This window comes from Paraburkholderia madseniana (assembly GCF_009690905.1).
Lineage (GTDB): Bacteria > Pseudomonadota > Gammaproteobacteria > Burkholderiales > Burkholderiaceae > Paraburkholderia > Paraburkholderia madseniana.
This window is the reverse complement of record NZ_VOSW01000007.1, coordinates 15,933-29,096: the sequence shown is the minus strand read 5'-3', so window position 1 is coordinate 29,096 and position 13,164 is coordinate 15,933. Positions and strand designations below refer to the sequence as shown.

General features: G+C 59.6%; 12 protein-coding genes. All 12 read left to right on the top strand.

Annotated elements, in window-relative coordinates:
• Positions 1-37: 37 nt before the first annotated feature.
• Entirely contained in the window at positions 38-829 is a 792-nt protein-coding gene (locus FSO04_RS05490) for a ParA family protein (protein WP_154558727.1), read from the top strand.
• 18 nt (positions 830-847) lie between these two features.
• On the top strand, positions 848-1,735 hold the full coding sequence (locus tag FSO04_RS05485) for a ParB/RepB/Spo0J family partition protein (protein ID WP_154558726.1): 888 nt from the start codon (positions 848-850) through the stop codon (positions 1,733-1,735).
• A gap of 913 nt (positions 1,736-2,648) precedes the next feature.
• Complete coding sequence (locus FSO04_RS05480; protein ID WP_154558725.1) at positions 2,649-3,194, top strand: ATP synthase subunit I; 546 nt, start codon at positions 2,649-2,651, stop codon at positions 3,192-3,194.
• A 161-nt stretch (positions 3,195-3,355) separates the two neighbouring features.
• Positions 3,356-4,207: a F0F1 ATP synthase subunit A gene (gene atpB / locus FSO04_RS05475; protein WP_093634487.1), complete on the top strand. Its 852-nt coding sequence runs from the start codon at positions 3,356-3,358 to the stop codon at positions 4,205-4,207.
• 93 nt (positions 4,208-4,300) lie between these two features.
• Positions 4,301-4,570, top strand: coding sequence for a F0F1 ATP synthase subunit C (atpE, locus tag FSO04_RS05470; protein ID WP_007180033.1), 270 nt, complete (start codon positions 4,301-4,303; stop codon positions 4,568-4,570).
• A 138-nt stretch (positions 4,571-4,708) separates the two neighbouring features.
• On the top strand, positions 4,709-5,179 hold the full coding sequence (locus FSO04_RS05465) for a F0F1 ATP synthase subunit B (protein ID WP_168435572.1): 471 nt from the start codon (positions 4,709-4,711) through the stop codon (positions 5,177-5,179).
• A gap of 2 nt (positions 5,180-5,181) precedes the next feature.
• Positions 5,182-5,721 carry a F0F1 ATP synthase subunit delta gene (locus FSO04_RS05460; protein ID WP_054038574.1) on the top strand — a complete coding sequence of 180 codons (540 nt, stop codon included), beginning with the start codon at positions 5,182-5,184 and terminating at the stop codon, positions 5,719-5,721.
• Positions 5,722-5,779: 58 nt separating this feature from the next.
• Complete coding sequence (gene atpA, locus FSO04_RS05455; RefSeq protein WP_054038572.1) at positions 5,780-7,321, top strand: F0F1 ATP synthase subunit alpha; 1,542 nt, start codon at positions 5,780-5,782, stop codon at positions 7,319-7,321.
• Positions 7,322-7,460: 139 nt separating this feature from the next.
• Positions 7,461-8,345, top strand: coding sequence for a F0F1 ATP synthase subunit gamma (gene atpG / locus FSO04_RS05450; protein ID WP_115781412.1), 885 nt, complete (start codon positions 7,461-7,463; stop codon positions 8,343-8,345).
• Positions 8,346-8,461: 116 nt separating this feature from the next.
• Positions 8,462-9,856, top strand: coding sequence for a F0F1 ATP synthase subunit beta (gene atpD, locus FSO04_RS05445; protein WP_007180028.1), 1,395 nt, complete (start codon positions 8,462-8,464; stop codon positions 9,854-9,856).
• A 156-nt stretch (positions 9,857-10,012) separates the two neighbouring features.
• On the top strand, positions 10,013-10,438 hold the full coding sequence (locus FSO04_RS05440; RefSeq protein ID WP_012434800.1) for a F0F1 ATP synthase subunit epsilon: 426 nt from the start codon (positions 10,013-10,015) through the stop codon (positions 10,436-10,438).
• Between the two features lie 242 nt (positions 10,439-10,680).
• Complete coding sequence (locus FSO04_RS05435; protein ID WP_154558724.1) at positions 10,681-12,411, top strand: AMP-binding protein; 1,731 nt, start codon at positions 10,681-10,683, stop codon at positions 12,409-12,411.
• The last annotated feature ends 753 nt before the right edge of the window (positions 12,412-13,164 follow it).

Sequence of the window (13,164 nt, the reverse complement as noted above, 5' to 3'; positions counted from 1 at the left end):
TCTACTTTATTCAAGCAGCAAAAGGGACACACCAACGATGGCAAAAATCTTCTGCGTTGCGAACCAGAAGGGCGGCGTCGGCAAGACGACGACGGCAGTCAATCTGGCCGCGAGCTTGGCAGCGCAGGGACAGCGAGTCCTTCTCATCGATCTGGACCCGCAGGGCAACGCCACGATGGGCAGCGGTGTCGACAAGGCTGCGTGTGCGAATACCGTCTACGAAGTGCTTGTGGACGGCGTATCCGTGGCGGATGCGCGAGTGCGCCCGGAAGCCGTCGGCTACGACGTGGTGCCCGCGAACCGTGAACTGGCGGGTGCCGAAGTCGAACTGGTCAGCGTCCAGCATCGCGAGCGTCAACTGAAAGTCGCCTTGGCGGAGGTCGAAAGCGAATATGAATTCGTGCTGATCGACTGCCCGCCGGCTTTGTCGCTGCTGACGCTCAATGGTCTGTGCGCCGCCCATGGCGTAGTGATCCCGATGCAATGCGAGTACTTCGCGCTTGAGGGGCTGTCCGACCTTGTCAACACGATCAAGCAGGTGCACGCGAACCTGAATCGCGACCTGAAGGTGATCGGCCTGCTGCGCGTGATGTTCGATCCGCGCATCACCTTGCAACAGCAAGTTTCAGATCAACTGAAAGAGCACTTTGGCGACAAGGTGTTCGATGTGGTGATTCCGCGCAATGTGCGCCTTGCCGAGGCGCCTAGCTATGGGTTGCCGGGCGTCGTGTTCGATAAGGCCTCGCGCGGTGCGCAGGCGTATGTGCAGTTCGGTGCAGAGATGATTGAGCGGGTGCGCACATTGAATGACGCGCCCCAGGCGTCCTAAGCGGATCGAGGAAGCACGATGAACGCAGTAGCAAGAAAGAAAGGGTTGGGCCGGGGTCTGGAAGCACTGCTGGGTGGCAGTGCGGATATTACCGAGGCCGTCGTGATCGAGGGTGCGCCGAACGTGCTGCCGCTCAGTAAGCTGCAGGCCGGCAAGTACCAGCCGCGCACGCGCATGGACGAAGGCGCGTTGCAGGAATTGGCCGCCAGCATCCGTGCTCAGGGGCTCATGCAGCCTATCCTGGTGCGGCCGGTATCGGCGGATAGGTACGAGATCATCGCCGGCGAGCGGCGCTTCCGCGCGGCACGCATCGCCGGTCTGAATGAGGTGCCGGTGCTGGTGAGGGACGTGCCGGACCAGGCCGCCGCTGCGATGGCGTTGATTGAGAATATTCAGCGCGAAGATCTGAATCCGCTGGAAGAAGCGCAGGGTATTCAGCGCTTGCTCGACGAGTTCAATTTCACGCACGAACAGGCGGCCGAATCGGTTGGTCGTTCGCGCAGTGCTGTATCGAACTTGCTGCGTTTGCTGAATCTGGCGTCGCCGGTGCAGACGATGCTGCTGGCCGGTGACCTCGACATGGGGCATGCGCGCGCGCTGCTGGCCGTCGATGCCGCGACGCAGATCACGTTGGCCAACCAGGTCGTCAACAAGCGTATGTCGGTACGCGAAACCGAAAAACTGGTGACGACGACGACCAAGGTTGCGCCTGCGGTCAAAGCGCGAGCGAATCAGGACGGCGGCCGCGATACGCGACGGCTTGAGGAGGAATTGTCCGATCTGCTCGCCGCAACGGTTAAGATCAAGCTCGGCCGACGCGGCCGTGGTCAGGTGCTGGTGGACTTCGGCGATCTGGACGCGTTAGAAGGGATTCTCGTCCGGTTGCGTGGTAACGCTACGGCCTGATCGTGGCGGGTTGATTGTTGAGGGATGTTGAGCATGCTTGCGGGCTGGCTGGGGGTGGTTGTCGGTTCTCGCCTCTCGCTCGCAAGCCGTTTGGCGCGCCTGGTGTGTTTTTCGGCGGTAGCGGTGGGGCAGCGGTCGTATCCGCCGCAAACATGGCTCGTTTGATGGTCTCCCTGTTCGACCGATAGCCCATGTGGATATCAGTTGGATACCTAACTATATGTCGCGTGTAATAATAAGGATTGCGATGTATCAGCTTCTGCGGATATTTCCGTGGTGACGCAGACGAGGCCGGGTTGTGCGGTGAGTTGAGCTGCTCGTGCAGGCTTGGCCTTACTGCTGCGATGTTGCAACGGGTTCCGCATGCTCCGTCCTTTCACGTGCCCGGATTCGGCAGCGGGTGTTAGGTGCCAACGCGGGGATTGTTAAGGTGCGAGGGCAGGGCGGGATCGGCATGAAGTGGCAGGCGCCTGACTGCACGTTGCGTCGACCGTCAGGACCGAGGGTGGCCTCCGGTGATGTTTGGTCACCATAGGAAGGACCACGGCCTGCAGTCGCCGTTGCGCTTCTACCCGGCGCCGTCCTTCATGTCTACCAAAGGTGGTAAAAAACATCGTCTGTTGCATTTTTGAGACGTCCGTAGCAGCGTCGAAACGACACATCCACGCGCTTCAAGCGACCTGATTCATCGCGCATGTTTTGCCATCCCCCGACCGCCTTACATTTGCCGTGTACACACCGCCCGAGATCGCGGTCCCGCATCGTGGCGGCCGTTTTCATGCTGGTTATTGAACGGCCTAAAGTCTTGAATTGCCTGCAACTATCGCTTACAATCGCCCGGATTTAATTGCACGGCAACCCCGTAAGCGCAGCGTAAGCTCGCGGGCTGGAACAAGACTTTCGGAACACTGCGATGGCGGTTAAAACGTCGAATCAAGCGCCGAAGAATGGGCGTGACGACCACCGCGCTGAACGCACCGTTTCCGATGCGTCCACCGGTCAGCACGTTACAACTGACGATGCGTGGGATGTCGAGCAACAAGATAACAATATCGTTCCGCTCACGCGGGTCGAGGCCGAAAAGCTGTTTGGCCCGAATGTGAGTCGTCCATCGCGCGTCACGCCTTTCAAGGTCGTGGTGGCGCAAATGGTTTTGTCCCTGGGTGCTACGCTGGTGTGGTGGCTGTTCTACAAGCCGCCGGGCGCTGCTGCGCTGTCCGCGTTCCTGGGGGGAGCGATTTGCTGGGTGCCGAGCGCGTTGTTCGCGGCACGTCTTAGAACGCTGAGCGGCGCCGAAACAGCGATGAGCTGGATGATCGGCGAAGCGCTCAAGATGGGGACAACGATCGCGATGTTTGTAGCCATCGCCTTCTGGTATCACGACGTACGCTGGGTGCCGCTGCTCGTGACTTACCTCATCGCGCTCAAGACCTACTGGATCGCCCTCGCGTGGCGCTAAGGTAGGAGCAGAGAGTAGCAACACAAAATTCAGGCTGGCGCGCAGCGCTGGCGTAAGGAGTGCGGATATGACACGATCCGCACCCGGCGTGTTCCCGCAATACAGAATTGCGGCGGGAACGGCCTAAGACGATTTTCGACAATTTGGGTGGCATTAACGATATGGCAGCTAGCGAAGGCACGCGCGCTCTGGATCCGTCCGAGTACATCGCGCACCACTTGCAGAACTTTTCCACCGCGCACCAGACGTCGATTTTCGACATTCACGTGTGGAATCTGGACACCCTTTTCTGGTCGATCGTTTGCGGTCTGGCCACGATCGCCATCCTGCATCTGGCGGCTCGCAAGGCGACGTCCGGCGTGCCGGGTCGTTTCCAGTGCGCGATCGAAATGCTGGTCGAGATGGTCGAAGATCAATCGAAGTCGATGATCCACGGCACGCGTACCTTCATTGCACCGCTGGCACTGACCGTGTTCGTCTGGGTCGCGTTGATGAACTCGCTCGACTTCATCCCCGTCGATCTGCCGGGCCGCGTAATCGGCTGGCTGGGTTTGTCGGAAGCCATCCCCCACCATCGCATCGTGCCGACGGCCGACCTGAACGGTACGCTCGGTATCGCACTCGGCGTGTTCGCGCTGATGATTTACTACAACTTCAAGATCAAGGGCGCAGGCGGCTTCGTGCATGAACTGCTGTCGGCTCCGTTCGGCGCGCATCCGCTGCTGTGGATCCCGAACCTTGCATTGAACATCATCGAGTTCGTCGCAAAGACGGTTTCGCTCGGCATGCGGCTGTTCGGCAACATGTACGCGGGCGAGCTGTTGTTCCTGCTGATTGCTCTCCTCGGCAGCATGTGGGGTTTCGGCGCGGACGCGTCAGTGCTCGGCTTTATCGGCCACGTCATTGCAGGCACGGTCTGGGCGATCTTCCACATCCTGATCGTTCTGCTGCAAGCGTTCATTTTCATGATGCTGACGCTGGTGTACATCGGACAGGCACACGACAGCCACTAATCACGGCGTGTCGAACGACGAATTGTTTTAGTTTTGTTTTTATTAAATCCCAGTTCCAACCAGTTCTAAAAGACTTTTCACAAAGGAGTGATCATGCAAGCTTTCATCGCCAACATCCAGGGTCTGACCGCCATCGGTATCGGCATCATCATCGGCCTGGGTGCAATCGGCGCCTGTATCGGTATCGGCCTGATGGGTGGCAAGTACATCGAAGCATGTGCTCGTCAACCGGAACTGATGAACCCGCTGCAAACCAAGATGTTCCTGCTGGCTGGTCTGATCGATGCTGCGTTCCTGATTGGCGTTGGTGTGGCAATGCTGTTCGCGTTCGCGAACCCGCTGCTGTCGAAGCTGGCAGGCTGAGGTTCCTCGGAAGTTTGCGCCTGAGCTATAACTGGTAAAGGCGCAGGGCGGAACGGGCACTTGGGCGCTGATCGAATACAGAATCGATGAGCGCCTTGCCGTTTCACTTTCCGAACTAGCAACGTTTAAGGAAACACCGTGAATCTCAACGCAACCCTGTTTGCGCAAATGGTCGTGTTCCTGATCCTCGCGTGGTTCACGATGAAGTTCGTGTGGCCGCCGTTGATCAACGCCCTCGACGAGCGCTCAAAGAAGATTGCTGACGGTTTGTCTGCCGCTGAAAAGGGCAAGGCTGAACTCGAAGCCGCCCACAAGCGCGTCGACCAGGAACTGGCTCAGGCACGCAATGACGGTCAGCAACGTATTGCTGAGGCAGAAAAGCGCGCAGTGACAGTCGCCGACGAAATCAAGGCTCAAGCACAAGCTGAAGCCGCTCGCATCATCGCGCAAGCGAAGGCCGACGCGGAACAGCAAGTCGTGAAGGCCCGCGAAACGCTGCGCGGCGAAGTTGCCGCGCTGGCAGTGAAGGGCGCTGAACAGATCCTGAAGCGCGAAGTCGACCAGGCAGCTCACGCTGACCTGCTGAATCAACTGAAAGCCGAGCTCTGATCATGGCCGAACTTGCAACCATCGCCCGTCCGTACGCAGAAGCGCTGTTTGGCGTGGCCGAAGCTGGTGACATCGCCGCCTGGTCCACGCTCGTGCAGGAGCTGGCACAGGTTGCGCGTCTGCCCGAAGTGCTGTCGATCGCCTCGAGCCCGAAAGTGAGCCGCGCACAGGTCAGCGATCTGCTGCTGTCCGCGGTCAAGTCGCCGCTCAAGGACAATGCGCAAGCGAAGAATCTGGTGCAAATGCTGGTCGATAACCATCGTCTGCAATTGCTGCCGGAAATCGCCACGCAGTTCGAAGAGTTGAAGAACGCCCGCGAAGGGGCGGCAGATGTGCTGATCGTCAGCGCATTCCCGCTCGAAGGCGCGCAGTTGAACGAACTCGTCGCAGGTCTCGAACGCAAATTCAAGCGCAAGCTGAAGCCGACGGTCGAAGTCGACTCGTCGCTCATCGGCGGCGTGCGCGTGACGGTCGGCGACGAAGTGCTCGATACCTCGGTCCGCGCGCGGCTTGCCAGCATGCAGACGGCTCTGACGGCCTGAAGCGCCCAAGGCGCTGAAGCGGCTGGCACGCAACAGAATTGACTATCAGGAGCGAATAATGCAACTCAATCCCTCTGAGATCAGCGAGCTGATCAAGAGCAGGATCCAGGGCCTTGAAGCGAGCGCAGACGTTCGCAACCAGGGCACTGTGATCTCCGTGACCGACGGTATCGTGCGTATCCACGGCCTGTCGGAAGTGATGCAGGGCGAAATGCTCGAATTCCCGGGCAACACCTTCGGTCTCGCACTGAACCTCGAGCGCGACTCGGTCGGCGCCGTGATTCTGGGTGAGTACGAACATATTTCGGAAGGCGACATCGTCAAGACGACGGGCCGTATTCTCGAAGTGCCGGTGGGTCCGGAACTGCTCGGCCGCGTGGTCGATGCACTCGGCAACCCGATCGACGGCAAGGGCCCGATCAACGCGAAGAAAACCGACGCAATCGAAAAGATTGCTCCGGGCGTGATCTGGCGTAAGTCGGTTTCGGAGCCGGTTCAAACCGGTCTGAAGTCGATCGACGCGATGGTGCCGGTTGGCCGTGGCCAGCGTGAGCTGATCATCGGCGACCGCCAGTGCGGCAAGACCGCAGTCGCAGTCGACGCGATCATCAACCAGAAGGGCAAGAACCTCTTCTGTATCTACGTCGCGATCGGTCAGAAAGCTTCGTCGATCATGAACGTGGTCCGCAAGCTGGAAGAAACCGGCGCGCTGGAATACACGATCGTCGTGGCCGCTTCGGCTTCGGAATCGGCTGCGATGCAATACCTCGCACCGTACGCCGGCTGCACGATGGGCGAATACTTCCGCGACCGCGGTCAAGACGCCCTGATCGTTTATGACGATTTGACCAAGCAAGCTTGGGCATACCGTCAGATCTCGCTGCTGCTGCGCCGCCCGCCGGGCCGTGAAGCCTATCCGGGTGACGTGTTTTATCTGCACTCGCGTCTCCTGGAGCGTGCTGCTCGCGTCTCGGAAGAGTACGTCGAGAAGTTCACGAACGGCGAAGTGAAGGGCAAGAGCGGTTCGCTGACGGCACTGCCGGTCATTGAAACGCAAGCAGGCGACGTGACCGCATTCGTTCCGACGAACGTGATCTCGATTACCGACGGCCAGATCTTCCTGGAAACCGACCTTTTCAACGCAGGTATCCGCCCGGCAATTAACGCCGGTGTGTCGGTCTCGCGCGTGGGTGGTGCGGCTCAAACCAAGGTTGTGAAGAAGCTGTCGGGCGGTATCCGTACCGACCTGGCGCAGTACCGTGAACTCGCAGCGTTTGCGCAGTTCGCATCTGACCTCGACGAAGCAACCCGCAAGCAACTGGAGCGCGGCCGCCGCGTGACGGAACTGCTGAAGCAGCCGCAGTATCAGCCGCTGCAAGTGTGGGAACTGGCTGTCGCGCTGTTCGCTGCGAACAACGGTTACCTCGACGACCTCGAAGTCGCGCAAGTGCTGCCGTTCGAAAAGGGCCTGCGCGATTACCTGAAGTCGAAGCACGCAGACCTGATCAAGCGCATCGAAGACACCAAGGAACTCTCGAAGGACGACGAAGCCCTGCTGCACACGGCTCTCAAAGACTTCAAGAAGTCCGGCGCTTATTGATCCGCGAGTGACCCGCAAGGCATAAACGGACCTTGAAGCGGCGCGGGCCGCAGGCAACTGAACTCGCGCTGCTTCGATCGCTTTGCATGGGACCCGAGTAACCGCTAAAGCGCTGACTCGGGCCGACAAGGAGTAAGCAATGGCTGGAATGAAGGAAATTCGCGGCAAGATCAAGAGCGTGCAAAACACGCGCAAGATCACGAAAGCGATGGAGATGGTGGCCGCATCGAAGATGCGCCGCGCTCAGGAGCGCATGCGCGCTGCTCGCCCGTATGCCGACAAGGTCCGCGATATCGCTGCGCACATGAGCCGTGCGAACCCGGAGTATCGTCACCCGTTCATGGTGTCGAACGAAGGCGCGAAAACGGCCGGCATCATCCTCGTCACGACCGATAAAGGTTTGTGCGGTGGTATGAACACCAACGTGCTGCGTGCGTCGCTGCAGAAGTTCAAGGAACTGGAAGGCCAGGGCAAGACGATCGAAGCAACTGCGATCGGTACCAAGGGTCTGGGTTTCCTGAATCGTCTGCGCGCCAAGGTGGTGTCGAATGTCGTGCATCTGGGCGACACGCCGCATCTGGAAAAGTTGATCGGCGCGGTGAAGGTGCAGCTCGACCTGTACTCGGAAGGCAAGGTTTCGGCGGTGTACCTCGCGTACACGCGCTTCGTCAACACGATGAAGCAGGAGCCGGTGATCGAGCAACTGCTGCCGCTGTCGGCAGACCAGTTCGAGCGCAAGGACGAAGACGGCACGACGCCGAGCACGCAGTGGGACTACATCTACGAGCCGGATGCACAGGCAGTGGTGGACGAACTGCTGGTGCGTTATGTCGAAGCGCTGGTCTATCAGGCCGTCGCGGAAAACATGGCATCGGAGCAGTCGGCACGGATGGTCGCAATGAAGGCCGCTTCGGACAATGCGAAGACGGTCATCAACGAACTACAGCTCGTGTACAACAAGAGCCGTCAGGCCGCGATCACGAAAGAACTGTCGGAAATCGTCGGTGGCGCGGCGGCAGTCTGACCATAAAGGTCAGGTACGCCGCTTCGTGTGCGCCCTGTGAGGCGCACCCGGCTGGGCGCCCCCACCAAAACTGCGCCTTTGCGCGAGTGAAGAATTGAGTATCTAAAGGAAAAGCGATGAGTACTACTGCTTTGGTAGAAGGCAAGATCGTACAGTGCATCGGCGCGGTGATCGACGTGGAATTCCCGCGTGACCACATGCCGAAGATTTACGACGCGCTCATTCTCGAAGGTTCGGAACTGACCCTCGAAGTCCAGCAGCAGCTGGGCGACGGCGTCGTCCGCACCATCTGTCTGGGTGCATCGGACGGTCTGCGCCGTGGTACGACGGTGAAGAACACCGGCAAGCCGATCAGCGTGCCGGTTGGCAAGCCGACCCTCGGCCGGATCATGGATGTGCTGGGTCGCCCGATCGACGAAGCCGGCCCGATCAACTCGGACGTGGTTCGCGGTATTCACCAGAAGGCCCCGGCGTTCGACGAACTGTCGCCGTCGACGGAACTGCTCGAAACCGGCATCAAGGTTATCGACCTGATCTGCCCGTTCGCCAAGGGCGGTAAGGTTGGCCTGTTCGGTGGCGCCGGTGTGGGCAAGACCGTGAACATGATGGAACTGATCAACAACATCGCTAAGGAACACGGTGGTTACTCCGTGTTCGCCGGTGTTGGTGAGCGTACCCGCGAAGGGAACGACTTCTATCACGAAATGAAGGACTCGAACGTTCTCGACAAGGTCGCGCTGGTGTACGGCCAGATGAACGAGCCGCCGGGCAACCGTCTGCGCGTCGCGCTGACCGGTCTGACGATGGCTGAGCACTTCCGTGACGAAGGCCTCGACGTGCTGTTCTTCGTCGACAACATCTACCGTTTCACGCTGGCAGGCACGGAAGTGTCGGCACTGCTCGGCCGTATGCCGTCGGCAGTGGGCTATCAGCCGACGTTGGCTGAAGAAATGGGTAAGCTGCAAGAGCGTATTACGTCGACCAAGACCGGCTCGATCACGTCGGTTCAGGCCGTGTACGTCCCTGCGGATGACTTGACCGACCCGTCGCCGGCTACGACTTTCGGCCACTTGGACGCAACCGTCGTGTTGTCGCGTGACATCGCTTCGCTGGGTATCTACCCGGCAGTGGACCCGCTCGATTCGACCTCGCGTCAGATCGACCCGAACGTGATCGGCGAAGAGCACTACGCAATCACGCGCGGCGTGCAGCAAACGCTGCAGCGCTACAAGGAATTGCGCGACATTATCGCGATTCTGGGTATGGACGAACTGGCGCCGGAAGACAAGCTCGCCGTGGCGCGCGCTCGTAAGATCCAGCGTTTCCTGTCGCAGCCGTTCCACGTCGCTGAAGTGTTCACGGGTTCGCCGGGCAAGTACGTGCCGCTGAAGGAAACCATTCGTGGCTTCAAGATGATCGTTGAAGGCGAGTGCGACCACCTGCCGGAACAAGCGTTCTACATGGTCGGCACGATCGACGAAGCCTTCGAAAAGGCCAAGAAGATCCAGTAAAGGTCGGGTGTAACGAAGCGGGTGCCGCTCCGCGCTGAAATGCTACCTGCGGGGTAGTATTTCGCGGAAACGGCGCCTCTCACTACACTCAATCCAGCCTTGCATGGGACCCGAATAAGCGCCAAAGCGCTAACTCGGGTCGCCACAGGAGTCGATATGGCAACCATTAAAGTAGACGTCGTCAGCGCGGAAGAGCAGATCTTCTCGGGCCAGGCGAAGTTCGTCGCGCTGCCGGGCGAAGCAGGTGAACTCGGCATTTTGCCGGGCCACACGCCGCTCATCACGCGGATTCGTCCGGGTGCGGTGCGCATCGAAGCTGAAAACGGCGAAGAAGAGTTTGTGTTCGTCGCCGGCGGTATCCTCGAAATCCAGCCTGGCGCTGTGACGGTTCTCGCCGACACGGCGATCCGCGGCAAGGATCTCGACGAAGCCAAGGCCGAAGATGCACGCAAGCGCGCAGAAGAAGCGCTGCAGAACACGGGTTCGAACCTTGAATACGCTACCGCGCAAGCGGAACTGGCGTACGCGACGGCTCAGCTCGCTGCGATCCAGCGTCTGCGCAAGCTGCGCGGTCAGAACTAAGCACCACGTATCAGAGAGAAAGCAGCCTTCGTGGCTGCTTTTTTTTGACCTTCACTTGACGTTTACGGAAAGGTCAGCAAAATCGTGCATTCCGAGCGAACAATGAGCGGTTGCGGCGCCCCCAGCAGCAGTCGATGCGGTGCGGGTAAGACTTGATGCCGTACAGACACACGCCGGTGGCACAATCGATTTCAATTTCATTTCAATAGACTGGGCGAGCTTCCGCTCACGGAGACAACACCATGGCAACCCACCTGTCAGGCGAAGGCGCACTCATCGAACCCAAGGACAACCTGTCGTATGTTCGCGGGTCGACCGAGATCCCGTTGAGCGAAGCACCGGTAGGCCAGTTTCTGCGCGACACCGCGGCGCGTTTCCCTGAGCGCCTGGCCGTGGTGTTTCGTGAGCAAGGAATCAGCTGGACATGGAAGGAGTTCGCCGAAGAAATCGACGTGCTGGCGGCCGGTCTTCTCGCACTCGGCATCGTGAAGGGCGACCGCGTCGGCATCTGGTCGCCGAACCGGGTGGAATGGCTGCTTACGCAGTTCGCGACGGCACGCATCGGCGCCGTGCTCGTCAACATCAACCCGGCTTACCGGCTCGCCGAACTTGAGTACGCCTTGAACAAGGTGGGCTGCAAGGCGATCATTGCCGCAGAGCGTTTCAAGACATCGATGTACCTCGAGATGCTGCAGGAGCTCGCGCCGGAGCTGGCGACCCAGGCGCCGGGCGAACTGCACGCCGCACGCCTGCCCGATCTGCGCTACGTGATCCGCATGTGCGACACGGAAACGCCCGGCATGCTGACCTTCTCCGACGTGATCGAGCAGGGCCGCGCAACACTCGACGTCGCCAGGCTCGACGCCATCGGCGCGACGCTTTCCTCCCACGACCCGATCAACATTCAGTTCACCAGCGGTACGACCGGCAATCCGAAGGGCGCGACGCTGACCCACAGGAACGTCGTCAACAACGCGCGCTATATCGCGATGGCGATGCGCCTAACGGAGCAGGACGGCCTGTGCATTCCCGTCCCGCTCTATCACTGCTTCGGCATGGTGCTGGCGGTGCTGGCCTGCGTATCGGTCGGCGCGAATATGGTGTTTCCAGGTGAGGGCTTCGATCCAGCTGCCACCCTGGCGGCCGTCGCCGAAGAGCAGTGCACCGCGCTGCACGGGGTGCCGACCATGTTCATCGCCGAACTCGATCATCCGAATTTCGCCACTTATGACTTTTCGCGGCTGCGCACCGGAATCATGGCCGGTTCGCCGTGCCCGATCGAGACGATGAAGAAGGTCGTCTCGAAGATGCATCTGAACGAGATCACGATCGCATACGGCATGACGGAGACCAGCCCGGTGTCCTTCCAGAGTTCGACTACCGATCCGCTCGACAAACGCACCACGACGGTCGGGCGTATCCAGCCGCATCTGGAGGTGAAGATCGTCGACCCGCTCGGCGCGATCGTGCCGATCGGCGAGACGGGCGAACTGTGCACCAAAGGTTATTCAGTGATGCAGGGCTATTGGGGGGACGAAGCGAAGACGCGGGAAAGCATCGTCGACGGCTGGATGCATACCGGCGATCTGGCGACGCTCGATGCCGAAGGCTACTGCAACATCGTCGGCCGCCTGAAGGACATGCTGATTCGCGGCGGCGAAAACATCTACCCGCGCGAGATTGAGGAGTTTTTGTTCCGCCACCCGAAAATCCAAAGCGTGCAGGTCTTCGGCGTGCCCGACGCGAAGTACGGCGAGGAAGTGTGTGCGTGGATCGTATTGCGCTCAGGAGAGCAGGCCACAGCGGAGGAAATCCAGCAGTTCTGTCAGGGCCAGATCGCGCACTACAAGGTGCCGAAGTACATCCGCTTCGTCGACGAACTGCCGATGACGGTGACCGGCAAGGTGCAGAAATTCGTCATGCGCGAACGGATGATCAGTGAATTGAAGGTGCAGGAAGACAAGACGGCCTGATGGCCAAGCGGGTTCGGCGCCGCGCGAAGATTCGCGCGGCGCCGGCCGACATCTTGGGGAAAACCGTTTGCCATCGAATGAATCCGTGGGCCGCAAATTGACCCGCCCGGCAGCTCGCAAACGTTTGACCAGACGAAAAAAAAGCGGGCCTGGAGCCCGCTAAAAACCACACGCTACGGGGTTAGCGCGAGGAGACCAAAGATGGAACCAACTGAGACGACGACCCTGCGTCGACTACGGCCCCAGCAGGGATGCCCCTTCACAGGGCTTCGGCAAACGCCGACCGGCAAGTGCATCGTATCCGCTCACACCACGCACCCAGCCACATCCGTGTTGAAACCGTTGAGGGCATTGTGGGCGAATTAACCTACGAGCGCGGTAACAAAGTGTTTCAGGTTGTAACGCCCGCCAGATAAGGCGTTGCGGGACTTATTTCCAATCCGAAACGTTTTAAACGTAATTTTTACCGATGACTGTAACGCAATTTCATACGCTTGATTGATGCTATTCGCGACGCATATTGCGGCGTAATCCATTCAGTCGATTCCGCATGAAATGGTTGCATGCTCATCTTTTTCTGCATGAATCGGCTGTATTACAGGCGCTTTTCCAGCGTTACGAAGTCCGTCTGTGTGCGGACGAGTATGTGCGCTGCGCTGCAACACCCCGCACATGAGGGTAATCGTGCAAGCGGCCGGTTCGTTGGACCCTTGTTCAACGGCATTGTTCGGGTTTTGCGTAGCGCCTTGGGGT